The following is a 17305-nucleotide window of genomic DNA, read 5'->3' on the forward strand; positions in this document are numbered from 1 at the left end:
TTACACAGTAAACATCACATTCACATTCTTTAGGTCATTAAAAAAGACCGCTTTAACGGTCTTTTTTAATAAATTTGAATCAGAACTGGTATTTTAAGCTTGCATAATATGCACGACCTGGTTCGTTATAAGTTTGACTAGTTGAATTACTGTCACGTAATTTTTGCTCATCAAATAAATTACTAATACCAATACGAGTATTCAAATTGTTGCTTAATTTATATCCCACATTAATTCCTGCAATACCATAGCTTTTTACTACACTAGGTTTTAGCGTACTTTCCAAACCACCCGAACCAGTTCCATTTTCAAGTCGCATCTCTGCTACGGTTCTCGAACTCTGTCGTCCATATTGCGTATAAACAAAATTAACATCTAATTTATCTGTAACGTCATATTCAAAAATTGAGTTAATTGTATATACGGGTACTAATGACAATGGATTACCTGTTGATTTATCTTTCGAGTCCATCATGTAAGTAAAGTTATTCGTCCAATGAATATTATCCCAAGATAGACCAATACTACCTTCAATTCCTTGTACAAGGGCTTCAGGTACATTTTCCCATTTTAAAATAACTGTATCTCTTGTTACCCCATTACCTTTTGATATAAAAGCACTTTGTATTTGTCCTGCAGCAATTTTATTTTTATAATCATTACGGAACCACGCTAAACTTGCTTTAACAATATCTTTTTCATATTCAACACCAATTTCTTTATTAATTGACGTTTCAGGCTTAAGTGTTTCATTACCAAATAAATAGCATTGTACTGAAGTTGGTAAATCTTTAGGGCACCCATTTCCATTGGTTGTAATCATATAGCCTTCAGCATTTTGATACATATTTGGTGCTTTATATGCCCTAGCAACACCACCTTTTAATTTCCAATGCTCCCCAAGCTTTTGAGTAATATTCAAGCTTGGACTCCAATTACTTCCTGATTTACTGTGATCATCATATCGCAGTCCTGCAACCACATTTGTCTGATCACTAATATCTATATTATCTTCAATATATGTTGAAAATATATGTGATTTCATTTCCGTACGGTCATTTGGCAATATAATGCCAGCAGATGCTAAATCAACTGTCGTGGTTGCACGTGTCGATGCAGGGTCTGTAAATTTATCATCCACCCACTCAACACCAGCGGTTAAGTTTTGTGGAACATAAAATTCAAAAGGAATATTCACTTCACCATTCAAACGTAAAGTATTTAATTCAGAGGTTTGTTTTTCACCAATATTACTAATACTCCCCTCCGTTGAACCTCCTAAATCTTCAATATATCGTTTATTTTTTGTTTTATCATATTGTGCGACTAATTTATTTTTTCCCCAAGCCCAATTTCCTTCATGTGTTAATGCATAGCTATCACGATACATTGTATTCGTTTCTGTACCGTACAACTCTTTTAAAATAGCCTTTGCATATGGATCATTATTATTTTGCGAATCACCAGAATATCTATTTCCTTGACGACCAAATGCAGTATCCAAAATAATTGATTGATCATCATTTAATTGCCATGCCAATCTTAATCCTGCATCTTGATTTTTTACCCCCTCACGACCTGCAGCTACACTATCAATAGATCTATTTAGATCAAGAGCATCAGGCTGAGTTTTATTTTGACTTCCATATAAACGGAATCCTAAAACATCTTTAATAATTGGACCACTTAATGTTGCTGTAGTACGGTATGAATCACCTTCTTTCTTATCTTCTGGTGCATTGTAGTAATGCTCAAGTGATCCATGTAATTCATTCGTTACTTTTTTAGTTATAATATTTACTACACCTCCAGCAGCTCCCGAACCATAGCGAGCTGCTGCAGGACCACGTAATACTTCAATCGATTCAATTGCATCAGCAGGTACCCAGTTAGAATCACCTCTTGTATCACGCTCACCACGCCAACCATAACGCACTGAATTTCGTGATGTAATTGGCTTACCATCTACCAAAATTAATGTGTTTTCTGGCCCCATACCACGAATATCAATTTGGCGATTATTGCCACGCTGACCTGTCGCGCTATTTCCAGTTAAGTTAACACCCGGCATACGACGAACATACTCAGAAATATCATTTACTACTGGTAGCTTTTCCAAATCTTCTTTTGTAATTATAGAAGCACCCAATGACTGTTTAATTTGTTCTTCTGCAGTTAGAACAATCGTATCTAATTTTGTAACTTCAGCTTGATTATCTTTTTTCTGCTCATCTGCTACGTTTGCAGCAATTGTCACTGAATACGTTATTGTTGATATGGCAAAAGCAAGTGCAGATTTCAAAAAAGTCTTATTCATCATGAATGAACTCATATACGTTTGAGAAGAGAGTGTGTGTTTTATGTTTCGCATTGTAACAAAAATTAAACTAAACACAATTCGTATTAATAATTATTATCATTAGCATTGTTTATATAGATAAAAAAATAGCCTCCTTTTGGAAGCTATTTATAAAATTTTAATTGTACTATTTCAAAATGAATTATTTGAAGTAAGCACCATCTGCTTGAGTATGATCCGTTTGATCAACCACACGTCCCAATTCAGGAATATGCTCTTTAAGTGTTGTTTCAACACCTTGCTTTAAAGTCACATCAATTGCAGAACAGCCTTGGCAACCACCACCAAATTTTAGTACAGCAGTTAAACCATGCTCTTCATCTTCAACAACTTCAACAAGTGCACAGTTACCGCCATGTCCTGCCAAACCGGGGTTAATTTCAGATTGCAAAATATAAGTAATACGCTCTTCCATAGAGGCATCAGGACCTACACGTGGTACTTTTGAGTTTGGCGCACGGAATGTTAACTGACCACCAAAACGATCTTTATTGTAATCAATAACCGCATCTACCAAATATGGAATAGATGGTGCATCTACATATGCAGGAAAATCTGGATAATCTTGTTTATAATCTGTAGGAAGTACTTCTTCAGGAGCACTATACGCCATACAACATTCAGCACGTGGTGTACCTGGATTTTCTACAAAAACACGCACACCAATACCTGGCGTATTTTGTTTTGACAATAAATCCGCTAAATACTCTTGAGCAGTTGGAGTAATTAATAAGTTTGGAATTTCTTCTGCAACTGCAGTGCTGGTGTTATCAGTCGACATATCAATATTTCCTCAAGCTGAAGTGGCTATTCTAACTGAAGATGTGGGGTAATTTTTAAAATTCAACTAAATTTGTCGGATTAATTATAAAAGTTCTGATTATTGATCATTTTAGTGGCATTATGATGCTTTAAAGAATTTTGAAAGATCTTCATTTAACTATGCTCGACTTACCTTTTAATCATACCGTTACGATTATTATTATTACCGTAATCATTTCTTTTCTGGCTTTTTCAAATCAGAATATTATGAACCGCCTTATTTTTTGGCCACCTGCAATGCAAAAAGGTCAATATGATCGTTTCATTACGCACGGCTTTGTTCATGCAGATGGCATGCACCTATTATTCAATATGTTTACCCTGTTTTTCTTTGGAAGCATTATTGAAACATTCTACCGTCAATACTTTTCAGGATTAGGATTCGTTCTTTTCTATTTAGGTGGTTTAATTGCAGCCATTATTCCAAGTTATTTACAGCATAAAAATGACCATAGATGGGCAAGCTTAGGCGCTTCTGGTGCTGTTTCAGCCGTGTTATTTGCTTATATTTTATTTGAGCCATGGAAACTCATTTTTGTATTTTTTATTCCTGTACCTTCTATCATTTTTGCTGTTTTATACATTGCTTATAGTATTTGGTCAGGCAAAAAGGGGAACAGTAATATTAATCACAGCGCACATTTATGGGGTGCAGCTTACGGTGTCATTATAACGATTATTATTGAACCTCGTCTAATTCCACATTTCATCAATAAGCTTTCTAATTTGCCATTTTAATCTGTTTTAATAAAGAGATCTTACTTGGTCTCTTTATTTTATTAAGCACTATTTCTCATGTTTTGATTACATAGTTCTTCACCATGCTCGAAATGCCAATTTTGCTGATATGCAGATACAAATTTTTCAATAAATGTAGGTGCCCGATCAATGGCTGATTTTTCTTTAAAATAACCACCTTCAATCGCCCAATCATAACAACTTTGATCTAATGGATATTCCGTTAAAATACCACTTAAGTAGTTGTTTTTAATCCAAGTTGACGCTAATTCATAAGATGTAAATACAGCAGATGGTAATCCCATAGATTTAGATGTAAATAGATAAACCGATGTCATTTTCAGTATATTCTCAAGTTAAAATAGATCATTTAACAAACATTATACCAACTAATATGTGACTCAATTCACATTTTACATAAAAATATATTTTTACATCGAAAAACAACATACTGTAATTTTCACCCTACAATTACCATGAAATTTACCACTCCACCTCATCAATTTAATCCTAAAAACTTATTTATATTACATTTAATTTAACAAAACACAGATTGTTTCGATTTTGGAACTTAATGCCAACGGTTTAGCAAAGCTCCAAGGATATTGTATACAACTGTATATTTTCATCATCAATATCGAGATATTTTGCAATGTCCTCTACCCTAGATGGTCTCCAATTTCCTATTAAAAATCCGAACACAAAACCTAGTACATCAAAAGTTGGGCGAGAAATTATTGCTGAAGCGCTTTCAACAGTGGACTCAGATTTATCTGCTCTAGCATTTAAAGAAAAAAATTGGCGAAAAACCTATCCTAAGTATTTCAAAGCATTGGTAGAGTCTGGTATTCAAAATGTTGATCACCCGATTGAAATTGCTGAACTTGGTTTAAATAAAGCACATCAATCTTTCGATTTTTATAAAGATGGTAAAAAGCATTCTTTTGCAAATGTTATGGATTTAGCAAGTCAGACACTTCATACATTTACATTTAAAGGTGAAAGCAGTGTAGAACCTGAATGGTATGTACCTTATAAAGGAAAAAAACTTCAGGGAGATGCTTTACTCGAGCAAATTGAAATTTGGGAAAATAATGGCATTGTAGAACCAAGTCATGCGAATGCCTTACGTGAAGCTGTTGCACATCCTGAATGGTTTGATCTTTCAGATAGAACCATGGTGTTATTTGGTGCTGCATCTGAAGCAGGTCCTTTAACATGGCTATCAAAATGGAAAGCCAATATTCTTGCTGTCGATTTACCCAATGAACGTGTTTGGGATAGAATTTTAAATACAGTAAAATCGGGCAATGCGACACTTTATGCACCCTCTCAAGAAAATTTAGATGCAAATGCAGACGTTGAAATTCTAAAATCTAAGCTTGGTGCAAATTTATTAACGCAAACACCTGAAATTGCACAATGGCTGATTGAAAATCCACACGATTTAGATTTGGCTGCTATTGCCTATTTAGATGGTGAAAAGCATGTTCGTGTTGCGATGGCAATGGATGCCATTATGCAATTTGTCAGCACACATAAAGCAAATACAAGTTTAATGTTTATGTGTACCCCAACCGATGTGTATGCCATTCCTAAAACAATTGTCGAAGCTTCTTCAGCTAAATTTAATGATCGCTCACATCTTGAGAAAACATTGTCTAAAGCGGTGTCATCTTTAAGCTTAAAACACTTATTTAAAGAAAATTCATCTGCACTGTATCAATCTGATAATGGAAAGGAATATGGTATTGCCGATTGTTTAGTCATTGAACAAGGTCCAAATTATGCTTTAGCAAAACGCATTCAACAATGGCGCGCAACTTTAGCAAGACATAAGGGGCAACACGTCAGTATTAATATTGCACCATCAACAACAACGCATTCTGTGACTAAAAATCCATTACTAAAAGCGGCATTTAACGGTGCAAGTTTATTTGATGTTGAAGCCTTTGAGCCTGCAACTACCAATGCAATTATGGCTGGCTTATGGATTCATGACTTACGTCATCCACAATCAGTGGCAAATCCTGAAGTAAAACTAGATCACCCTTTAGAACTAATGATGGAAGGTGCAAATCACGGCGGGTTATGGCGTGTGGCTTATTTGGCACGTACAGCACTTCCTTTTGCAGCTTTATATGGCTTTGCCAATGATAAATTGCCTATTGGGAAATTATTTAATCGACTTAAAAAGTAACAATAAGATATAAAAAACGCTGCAATTCGCAGCGTTTTTTTTATTTTCAAAGTGAATTAAAACACTTTAAGGAATAACCAGTACAGAACACCTGATAAACAGATTGTTGCAGGTAGTGTGAACACCCAAGCCGATAAAATTGATTTTACCATTTTGAAGTTTAGACCAGACTTATTAGCAACCATCGTACCTGCCACAGCAGAATTTAGAACATGGGTTGTCGACACAGGCATACCAAAACCATCTGCGGCTGCAATAGTCGTCATTGCGACAAGTTCTGCTGACATACCTTGACCATAAGTCATATGCTCTTTACCAATACGCTCACCTACAGTTACAACAATACGTTTCCAACCAACCATTGTTCCTAGACCAAGTGCCAATGCTACGGCAACTTTTACCCAGTTTGGAATGTACTGTAAGAATGAATCTAAATTGCTACGATATTCTTTAACAACTTTCTTTTGTGCATCAGAAATTGCAGGTAATTGCTCTGCTTTTTCTAAACGTTTGAATGCTATTGTACTTAAATACATGTCATTGCGTAAGTTAGAAACTTCAGCTTCAGGAATATCTTTTAAATCACCATAATGCCCTACACGCTCACCCAAATGATCTGTAAGACTTGCTAAAGCAGGTACAACTTCTGCATTTGCTTCTTTGGTTTGAATATATTTTGTGAGTACTTCTCGTGCTTGTACATCAGAAATATCTAAATGATTAGGATATATAGCAGCTGCTGTTTGAGCTGAAAGTTGCTCAAAAGACTGAAGATGTTGTTGATCTAAATTTTTATTTAATGAATAAGCCAATGGCACACAACCAATCAAAATCAGCATGATTAAACCCATACCTTTTTGACCGTCATTTGAACCATGTGCAAAGCTTACACCTGTACATGTAAAAATAAGGATTGCACGAATAATGGGCGGTGGTGGCTTATTACCTTCAGGCGGCTGGAATAATTCCATCTGCTTTTTAAAAACTTTTTTCACTAACAAAAATAGTAATGCTGCGAAAGCAAAACCAATTAGTGGAGAAAATAATAATGCTTTACCGACTTTAGTCACTTGCTCCATATCTACACCTGAAGCACCACTACTTGAATGTAGAAGATAGTTCATAATGCCCACACCTAAAATTGAACCAATTAAAGTGTGTGAACTCGATGCAGGAATACCCAAGAACCAAGTGCCTAAATTCCACAAAATTGCAGAAATTAGCATGGCAAAAACCATTGCAAAACCTGCACCTGAACCTACATTCATAATAAGTTCAACAGGTAGCAATGCAATAATGCCGTAAGCAACAGCACCACTTGCAACCATCACACCAAGGAAGTTACAAAAACCTGCCCACATTACCGCAACAGGTGCAGATAATGCGTTGGTATAAATCACAGTTGCTACAGCATTGGCTGTATCATGAAAACCGTTTACAAACTCAAATCCAAGCGCAATGAATAGTGCTGTAGATAAAAGAATAATTGAATATAAGCTCAAAGCTGGAACGTGAGCTAAATCTGCGGACAATTGAATACCAATATATACAAGCGTCGCAATAATGACGGTTAAAAAGACCGGTACAAAATATTTAGGCGTTGGCACATGAACATTGGTCGATTTTGTTTGAACCGATTGTTGTGCTGAATCAACAGGAGTTTGATTAGAATTCATGCAAGCAAATAAAGAGGATGATCAATCCGCTTATTGTTCAATTTAATTATGACAATTATATGACAAAACACTGTCATATAAAGTCAGTTTTGATGCTTTATTGTATGATTTTACCGAGAAAACCAGTTAAAAAAACATCATTAACTAAGTATTATCAAAGCCTTATATAAAACAACTATCACATCCCCATCCTTATTCTCATGTTTCACTCATTTGTAACAATACGCATAATTGATTAAAAAACCATCATGTCTTTTTGTATCTTTCTAATATGCACTACATTTATGACAAGTGAATGAAACTTTTATGACAATAAAAAGAGGCTTATAGCCTCTTTTTTACTTTTTACAGAAGATTATTTATTTTTTACTTTTCTTTATTCCAATAATATCCAAGCTTACGCGACGGTCGGGTTGTAGGCATGCTCTTAACACTTGTTGTCCCATAATATTTATACAATTTGTCGTTAGAGGCACAATATAATTTTTTTTCATTTTATAACCTTTTCATCTATATTTTTAAACTTCAATTTGGTTATGTTTGACTTGCTTATTTCCAAGTAAATTTCAGACCTAAAGTACCTTTATAAGTTTCTCGCTTTTCTGATGTAAATGAATGTTCATAACGTCCATCAGCATAGAAATAGCCATGTTGGCTTATAGGTAATTGTGCGCCTACTCCAACCGATCCCCATGTATTATTGTATTTTTCATTAATCGTATCTGGACCAATATTAATGTCTCTTTGCTGTAAAAAATCATGAAGTACATTTGCCGTAAAATAAACCGTATTCGCTCTCAAATCTTTGGCTTCACTATTTCGCGCTAAACGAACACCTAAACGACCACGTAAACCATGTTGATCATTCTGATCAACTGTACGAACATTATCATTAAATGAATCTAAACCTAAGTATTGATATATTAATTGTGCTTGAGGTTCTACCATCCATCCAGATTCGTTATCTTTATGCTCTGTTAATACATATGGACGTCCAGCTTCTAATGAAATTACAGCACCTAAACCATTTTGTTTAACTTGTTCTAAACCTTCAGAATTATAAGTATTGCGTAAATGAGATACTTGACCTACTAAATCTACATATGAGCCATTTCTATTATAATATGTGTTGTATAGCCCTAAACTAAATGCATCCGTTTTTCCATTACCTGTATTTTTATGATCAACAAGTTGTCCATCAATAGCTCTATAACGGTCTTCAAATTCCATATCGCTACGACCATATGAAATATATGCACCTGTATGATTACGAGACTGCTTTTCCATATTTTCGTGAATAATAAAATCATGACCTAGTTGCATTAAGTACTGTTCACCATTTATGTTAAAGCGATTTTTTCCTTCCAAATCTAGATGACTACCAACTACACGCCCCCAACTTTGACCTTGGTTATCTTTAACACATGTTCCACAGTCATCCCATGCGAGTGTCTGATTTTCCCCACGACGTTCATGTAATGTTCCTAATGTTGTATAACCTAACTCCATATTCGCAATAGGCATTTGAGTATAGCTTGGTGTTTCAGGATTTATAATTTCAATATTTCTTTGTGTTGCTTTCGCTGTCCAGTAGTATTCATCTTGATTTGTAACTGAATTACTTCTCATAGCAAGCTGTACCTGAGATATACCTGTTGTTCTTGCATTACCTTGGAATGCTTGAGTACCTGCTGTTTCAACATTAATCACAGGAACTGTATTAATAATACTTTGGATTTGTGTCACATTCCCATCTATTAAATTTAATGTTCCATTAGCGCTCACAGGAACGACTGTCGTCATTCCTGTCGCACGCCCAGTAATAGTCAAAACATCAGAAGATGAGTTTGTACCGACATCATCACCAGGACCATTCCACAAAGTATTCATTTTAACTGTTGCAGAGCCACTCGCTATATAATTACCATCAATTGTAAGTTTGTCTCCAACCTTGCCATTATCAAGATTAATCACACCACTTTTAGAATTAACACTTTGGCCTTGTAATGTAAAATTTGAAGCACTCCAATTTGCTTGCTCTACATCAAATGCATTTAAAGTAGATTCATCTAATACTAAATTTGAAAAAGTGGATAATGTTATAGCGTTATTCTTAGCTAACTGCCATTTAGAATTATCTTTCAATTCAATATTTAAATCGCCGACTGTTGATTTTGAAACTAACCCTTGTAAATATACATTTTTTTCAAATTTAGCATCGACAGTTGAGTCACCTTGTACTTCTAACAGCCAAGCTTTTGAACTCGCAGTTAAATCACTTGTTTTATTGACTTTTATCTCTACATTTTTTTGCTTTGAGTTAACTAAAATTAAAGATTTATCTTCTGATGTAGATTTCAAATTTGCTTGATTTAAATATATTTTTGCGCCCGTAGATGTCGCATTACCATTGTTTATTCCTGTTCCAACATCTGAATTACTCACATGAATTGCACTACCTTTTGCATCTACTGTAAGTGATGAGTTTGTATTTGAACTATCAAAAAATGAATTATCGATTAAACGAATCGCCACCCCGCTCGATTGCGTAGTGTCGATAGTAAGAGAACCGTTCAAAATCAGCTGACCAGCCCCTCCACCGAGAATATCATTCGCCTTACCTAATTTAACAGCACTTCCATTTGTGCTATTTACTGTCTTAATATAATTATTACTTCCATTTAAAATCACAACTGGAGTATTACTTACACCAGAAACATAAATACCACTTGAATTTGAACCTGAAACATTTGCCGTTAAATTGCCATTTACAGTAATACGCCCTGTAGAGCCGTTTCCATTTACAATATTATTGTTATGTCCACCTTGAATCGCACGTAATGCAGCACTTTGACCACTATTATTTGCAATTGTAATTGTTGCATCATTCACAATAATATCGGAATAGCTTGATGCTGCTGAAGAATCGCCCGAATCGGTTGATGATCCAGCAAGTAAGCCATAACTATAGCTTGACCATAGACTTGGATTTGCCGTAATTCTTACATCATTAAATTTAATGGTATTTGCACTACTATTATCGACACCAATAACATTTCCTGTAAAACCTGTAGCATTAAGTGTCATAGTTAAATTTTTACCAGTAATCGTAGAAGGTGAGTATTGAGCAGTAATCCCACTCACATTCCCTGCAAAAACACCAGACTTTCCAGACATAACCAATGTAAAGTCATCTGTAAACGTAACATTACCGCGACGTACTAATAGATAGTTATAAGCATTAGAAAAGTTATCGTTGGCAATAGATATAGTACACGGTGCATTTTGCTGATTCGTTATTGCATATTTAGGAGATACTCCTGAAGTACACTCTACAGCAAAAACAATAGTTGAATTTAATGCAATAAAACCTGTAATTATTATTTTTCTATGGCTAGATTTTGTCGATGCACGCCCCAACCCAGAACACACTACCCAAATATTGCGAGACATACACCAAATTAACTTATAGACTTTATTCATACAGCTTATTTTTTAATTTTTTTGTGATTTATAACTCATTTTATTATCGTTTATTATTTAATCAACCACTTTTAATTAAAAATACTGTGACTGAGTAGTTATTTTATTAAATTAAAACTAAGTACTTAAATCTGTTATCTTTTTAAATAAATAATATTTGTTACTTTGTGTAACTTTTAATCAAATAGTCATTAAATAAACTCCCCTACTTTGCTGAACTATTAACCTATTAAACTTGATTAAAATACATTCTTTGTCTTATAACTTTTTCAAATCATCTATATCCAACTTTCTGACGAAAGCAGCGCAGAATTCAATATGCTAATCTGTTAAGATTATTACCGTTTTTTAATTCCTTCTGAGAACGTTTGAATGTCTACACTTGCCACCCTAAAAGAGCTTCTTAGCAAAAGAATTTTAATTATCGATGGTGCGATGGGTACCATGATCCAACGCCATAAATTAGAAGAAGCAGATTACCGTGGTGAACGTTTTGCAGATTGGGCATCAGACCTCAAAGGTAATAACGATCTTTTAGTCCTTACACAACCTCAAATTATTCAAGGTATTCACGAAGCTTATTTAGAAGCAGGTGCTGACATTATTGAAACCAATACCTTTAACGGTACACGTGTTTCAATGTCTGACTACCACATGGAAGATTTAGTTCCTGAAATCAACATTGCTGCGGCTCGTCTTGCTAAAGCAGCATGTGAAAAGTATTCAACACCTGAAAAACCACGTTTCGTGGCAGGTGTTATTGGTCCTACATCACGTACAACATCTATTTCACCTAACGTGAATGATCCTGCATTCCGCAACATCACTTTTGATGCTTTAAAAGTTGATTATATTGAATCGACTAAAGCATTGATTGAAGGTGGTGTAGACATCATCTTAATTGAAACTGTATTCGATACCTTAAATGCTAAAGCTGCAATTTTTGCGGTAAAAGAAGTATTTAAAGAAATTGGTTATGAATTACCAATTATGATTTCAGGCACAATTACAGATGCCTCAGGTCGTACTTTAACAGGTCAAACAGCAGAAGCATTCTGGAACTCAATGCGCCATGCAGAGCCTTTATCTATTGGCTTTAACTGTGCCCTCGGTGCGGATGCAATGCGTCCACACGTAAAAACCGTGTCTGACGTTGCCGATACGTTTGTGTCAGCGCATCCAAACGCAGGCTTACCGAATGCCTTTGGTGGTTATGATGAAACGCCTGAAGAAACAGCTGCATTTATTAAAGAATTTGCTGAAAGTGGCTTAATTAATATTACAGGCGGTTGCTGTGGTACAACACCTGACCACATCCGTGCGATTGCACAAGCGGTTGATGGTATTACACCTCGTCAAATTCCTGACATTGAACCTGCATGTCGTTTAAGTGGATTAGAGCCATTTAACATCACTAAAGATTCATTATTCGTAAACGTAGGTGAACGTACCAACGTTACGGGTTCTAAAAAATTCCTTCGTTTAATTAAAGAAGAAAACTTTGCCGAAGCCTTAGATGTTGCACGTCAACAAGTTGAAGCTGGCGCACAGATCATCGACATTAACATGGATGAAGGCATGCTCGATTCACAAGGTGCAATGGTGCATTTCCTGAATCTTGTCGCTTCCGAGCCTGACATCTCACGCGTGCCAATCATGATTGACTCATCAAAATGGGACATCATTGAAGCAGGTTTAAAATGCGTTCAAGGCAAAGCTGTTGTTAACTCAATTTCTTTAAAAGAAGGTTATGACGAATTTGTAGAACGTGCGCGTTTATGTCGTCAGTACGGTGCCGCTGTTATTGTAATGGCTTTCGATGAAGATGGTCAGGCAGATACAGCAGCACGTAAACGTGAAATTTGTAAGCGTTCATACGATGTACTTGTGAATGAAGTGGGCTTCCCTGCTGAAGATATTATCTTTGACCCGAACGTATTTGCGGTAGCAACAGGGATTGAAGAACACAACAACTACGGTGTGGACTTCATTGAAGCAACAGGTTGGATTAAACAAAACCTACCACATGCAATGATTTCAGGTGGTGTATCAAACGTATCGTTCTCATTCCGTGGTAATGAGCCTGTACGTGAAGCCATTCACTCAGTGTTCTTATATCATGCCATCCAACAAGGCATGACCATGGGTATTGTAAACGCAGGTCAAATGGCGATTTACGATGATATTGATACAGAGTTAAAAGCTGCCGTTGAAGATGTTGTACTCAACCAAAATCAAGGTGAAAGCGGTCAGGATGCAACAGAAAAATTACTGACTGTTGCTGAAAAATACCGTGGTCAAGCGGGCGCACAAAAAGCTGAAGAAAACCTTGAGTGGCGTAATGCAAGCGTTGCAAAACGTCTTGAATATGCATTAGTCAAAGGCATCACCACGTATATCGACCAAGATACTGAAGAAGCACGTTTAGAATCTACTCGCCCACTCGATGTGATCGAAGGTCCTTTAATGGCGGGTATGAACGTAGTCGGTGATCTGTTTGGTTCAGGTAAAATGTTCTTACCACAAGTGGTTAAATCTGCACGTGTAATGAAACAAGCGGTTGCATGGCTTAACCCATTTATTGAAGCTGAAAAAACAGGTGCTCAATCTAAAGGTAAAATCTTACTTGCAACGGTTAAAGGCGACGTACACGACATTGGTAAAAATATTGTAGGCGTTGTACTTGGTTGTAATGGTTATGACATCGTTGACCTTGGCGTGATGGTACCGTGCGAGAAAATTCTACAAACTGCGATTGATGAGAAAGTGGATATCATCGGTTTATCAGGTTTGATCACACCGTCACTCGATGAAATGGTTTTTGTTGCGAAAGAAATGCAACGTAAAGGCTTTAACATTCCATTGATGATTGGTGGCGCTACAACATCTAAAGCACATACTGCTGTGAAAATTTCACCACAATATCAAAATGATGGCGTGTACTATACGGCGGATGCTTCACGTGCGGTGGGTGTTGCAACTCAGTTATTATCGGCAGAAATGAAGCCGCAATTGGCAGCTGACTATGCTGCGGATTATGAAAAAATCCGTGTACGTTTAGCCAATAAACAGCCTAAAGCTGCGAAACTTTCTTATGCTGAATCTGTTAAAAATGGTTTTAAAATTGATTTCGATAAGAATGCACCTGTAAAACCAAACTTCATTGGTTCACAGACTTTCACTAACTATCCTTTAGAAACATTGGTTGAATACTTCGACTGGACTCCATTCTTTATTTCTTGGAGCTTGGCGGGCAAATTCCCGAAAATTCTTGAAGATGAAGTGGTGGGCGAAGCAGCACGTGATTTGTATGAACAAGCGCAAATTATGTTGAAAGACATTATCGAAAACAAACGCTTTGATGCACGTGCAACATTCAGCATTTACCCTGCGAACCGTGTTGCAGCAGATACAGTTGCGGTAACGGATGAAAATGGGGTCGTTACACATAGCTTTGAACATATTCGTCAGCAGTCTGACAAAGTGACAAGCAAAGCAAACTACTCTTTAGCTGACTTTATTGCGCCAAAAGACGTTGCCCAAGATTACTTAGGTGGTTTCACTGTTTCGATCTTTGGTGCAGAAGAAATGTCGCAAGAATACAAAGCTAAAGGTGATGACTATAATGCGATTTTGGTTCAAGCTTTAGGTGACCGTTTCGCTGAGGCCTTTGCTGAGCATTTGCATCAACGCATTCGTAAAGAATTCTGGGGCTACCAAGCTGATGAAACTTTAGATAACGATGATTTGATTAAAGAGAAGTATGTCGGTATTCGTCCTGCACCGGGCTACCCTGCTTGTCCTGAACATTCTGAGAAAGCGCCATTGTTTGATTGGTTAGGTTCTACCGACAAGATTGGTACGTTCTTAACCTCTAGTTTTGCAATGTGGCCACCTTCATCAGTCAGCGGTTTCTATTATGCAAACCCTGAAACAGAATACTTTAACGTGGGCAAAATCTCTGGCGATCAGTTGGAAGATTATGCGAAGCGTAAAGGTTGGACCTTGGATGAAGCGAAACGTTGGTTAGCGCCAAATTTGGATGATTCGATTTCTTAATTGATTCAGCTAATTTTGATAAAAAATCCCTTCATTTGAAGGGATTTTTTGTTAAGCTTTGGCTAAACATAAATAAATTCTAAACATATGACAATACAACAAACAGACTTACAACTTACCAACTTAGATAATTATTCCGATTTAATGATTCTTCCTGAATTGATAGAAGATGAACAAAACATATATGTAGCATCAACAGTTTCTTTTTACAAATTTGCTAAAAAATTCATAAATATTAATTATGTAAAAGAACCAAATATAGTCTTAGAACAACGATCTATAGAATGGTTTGGACCAACTTTATTATTTACAACAGCCGCCTTGGCACAAAATCCTGAATTAGTATCAATAGCACTCAATGTCCTCTCAAACTATATATCTGATTACTTTAAAGGTCATAAAGAACCAAATGTTAAGCTAAATATTATTGTTCAAAAATCAAAAACAGAATATTCAAACTTTATGTATGAAGGTCCCAAAGATGGACTCATCGAAATTGAAAAAGTAATTGAAAGCTTAAAGAAATAATATGAACACCATCACCTTTAAAGATATTCACTTACAATTTTGTAAAAAGATAGACGAGTTTCAGATTTATAACAAATTCACGGTTAGTTTATCCCTTAAAAAAATAGCCATAGAAGATTGCAAAACTTTTATTAACTATATAAAGAGTATGAAATATCAAGCTATCCAGAAAAATCATAGCTATGAAGCAGATCAGCTTTTTCATATGCAATGTTTTTTGAATAGTTCATTATCTTCATTAAAAATCTGGATATTTCTAGAGGAAAATGATTATAAAAAAGCATGGGATTCACTAATAGATGCAAAAGAATATTTGAATATTGCTAGCAAAATAAATACTTATGAAGGTATAGATAATTTTTTAAAACATCTTGAAGCTATCGAAAATAGTATTTTCCCCCAAAGAAAATTTTATCTAAGTGCAGCTTTTACCTCTTCAATTGGGAATTGTTCAATCTGTCATAAAACTTTTTTTGAATGTGAGCATCTTGAAAATCATATCTATTGTGGACAATTATGCTTGAGAGTTAATCTTGAAAAGATTAAAGCAAATCATGTTGCATTAGTTGAAAATCCTGATGATAGGAGATGTATTGTTACATCGTATGGTCAAGGTAAATCAATTATTGATTCTTTTACTTTAGAGAATATAGAAGAAAAAGATGAAACCCAAGATGGTATTTTCCACGGCTATATGTTGACTTTTAAAAAGTTAGATTGGGATTAAATTTTGAATGCGTTTCAGTTCAATTCGAAATCCCTCCTAACCTCCCTTTACAAAAGGGAGGAACTACGCGACTCCATAACCGCAATCAAATTCGCGTGAAGTCCCTCTTTTTCCAAAGATAGATTTAGGGAGATTCCTGCTGAATAAATTGATAAATGCTCTCCACCACATCATCAATCTGCCCCATCACCTGTCCATTATCAAATCTTAATACGTTTAATCCAAGTTGAGCCAACTCTTTATCACGAATTTGATCTGCTTCTAATCCTTCATCCGTAAAGTGCTGATCACCATCACACTCAATGACCAAATTGGCAGCAGGACAATAAAAATCCACGATGTAATTTAAGATTGGCTTTTGCCGATAAAACTGCAAACCTAAAATTTGCTTATTGCGCAGTCGTGACCACAACAACTTTTCAGCATCGGTCATGTTATTACGTAAATCCCGCGAGGCTTGTTTTAAGTTTTTATTATAGGGTTTCATTTTTTTCTCTTTTTTAGAATCTCCCCTAACCCCTCTTTAATAAAGAGGGGCATTCCACGTAGCAAATGAATTACGTGACCACTCCTCCCTTTTCTAAAGGGAGGTTGGGAGGGATTAAAAAATAAATTTCAGCAAGCTTCAACAAAACAATACTTTTACCAAAATTAATCACATAACCCATCATCCAACATTTTTACCACTTAGTGAATAAATCCGTTTTATAATA

General features: G+C 35.7%; 11 protein-coding genes. 5 read left to right on the forward strand and 6 right to left on the reverse strand.

Annotated features, from left to right (window positions below):
* Positions 1-79 precede the first annotated feature (79 nt).
* Both GTK57_RS01520 and nfuA read right to left on the reverse strand, forming a co-directional pair.
* Positions 80-2317 carry a FepA family TonB-dependent siderophore receptor gene (locus GTK57_RS01520; RefSeq protein ID WP_163124539.1) on the reverse strand — a complete coding sequence of 746 codons (2238 nt, stop codon included), beginning with the start codon at positions 2315-2317 and terminating at the stop codon, positions 80-82.
* A 184-nt stretch (positions 2318-2501) separates the two neighbouring features.
* Positions 2502-3140, reverse strand: coding sequence for a Fe-S biogenesis protein NfuA (gene nfuA, locus GTK57_RS01525; RefSeq protein ID WP_152875802.1), 639 nt, complete (start codon positions 3138-3140; stop codon positions 2502-2504).
* A 161-nt stretch (positions 3141-3301) separates the two neighbouring features.
* On the opposite strand from nfuA, the gene GTK57_RS01530 reads away from it, so the two are divergent.
* On the forward strand, positions 3302-3919 hold the full coding sequence (locus tag GTK57_RS01530) for a rhomboid family intramembrane serine protease (protein WP_152875823.1): 618 nt from the start codon (positions 3302-3304) through the stop codon (positions 3917-3919).
* A gap of 41 nt (positions 3920-3960) precedes the next feature.
* On the opposite strand, the gene GTK57_RS01535 is transcribed toward GTK57_RS01530, so the two are convergent.
* Complete coding sequence (locus GTK57_RS01535; protein WP_152875801.1) at positions 3961-4257, reverse strand: DUF7710 domain-containing protein; 297 nt, start codon at positions 4255-4257, stop codon at positions 3961-3963.
* Between the two features lie 314 nt (positions 4258-4571).
* On the opposite strand from GTK57_RS01535, the gene GTK57_RS01540 reads away from it, so the two are divergent.
* A complete protein-coding gene (locus GTK57_RS01540; RefSeq protein ID WP_163120948.1) occupies positions 4572-6119 on the forward strand; it encodes a hypothetical protein in 1548 nt (515 codons plus the stop codon).
* A 56-nt stretch (positions 6120-6175) separates the two neighbouring features.
* On the opposite strand, the gene GTK57_RS01545 is transcribed toward GTK57_RS01540, so the two are convergent.
* Positions 6176-7795, reverse strand: a complete 1620-nt coding sequence (locus tag GTK57_RS01545) for an inorganic phosphate transporter (RefSeq protein ID WP_163120949.1) — start codon at positions 7793-7795, stop codon at positions 6176-6178.
* A gap of 549 nt (positions 7796-8344) precedes the next feature.
* Positions 8345-11278: an autotransporter outer membrane beta-barrel domain-containing protein gene (locus tag GTK57_RS01550; protein ID WP_228720274.1), complete on the reverse strand. Its 2934-nt coding sequence runs from the start codon at positions 11276-11278 to the stop codon at positions 8345-8347.
* A gap of 372 nt (positions 11279-11650) precedes the next feature.
* Here GTK57_RS01550 and metH point away from each other — a divergent pair, with 372 nt between their 5' ends.
* From metH to GTK57_RS01565, 3 genes are all read left to right on the forward strand, one after another.
* Complete coding sequence (metH, locus tag GTK57_RS01555; protein ID WP_163120951.1) at positions 11651-15337, forward strand: methionine synthase; 3687 nt, start codon at positions 11651-11653, stop codon at positions 15335-15337.
* An 87-nt stretch (positions 15338-15424) separates the two neighbouring features.
* Positions 15425-15865, forward strand: a complete 441-nt coding sequence (locus GTK57_RS01560) for a hypothetical protein (RefSeq protein ID WP_163120952.1) — start codon at positions 15425-15427, stop codon at positions 15863-15865.
* Position 15866: 1 nt separating this feature from the next.
* Positions 15867-16592 carry a hypothetical protein gene (locus GTK57_RS01565; RefSeq protein ID WP_163120953.1) on the forward strand — a complete coding sequence of 242 codons (726 nt, stop codon included), beginning with the start codon at positions 15867-15869 and terminating at the stop codon, positions 16590-16592.
* A 124-nt stretch (positions 16593-16716) separates the two neighbouring features.
* Here GTK57_RS01565 and GTK57_RS01570 read toward each other — a convergent pair whose 3' ends face one another.
* Entirely contained in the window at positions 16717-17079 is a 363-nt protein-coding gene (locus tag GTK57_RS01570; protein ID WP_163120954.1) for an endonuclease domain-containing protein, read from the reverse strand.
* Positions 17080-17305 lie beyond the last annotated feature (226 nt).

Origin of the sequence: Acinetobacter portensis, assembly GCF_010646905.1 — a bacterium.
Taxonomy (GTDB): Bacteria; Pseudomonadota; Gammaproteobacteria; order Pseudomonadales; family Moraxellaceae; genus Acinetobacter; species Acinetobacter portensis.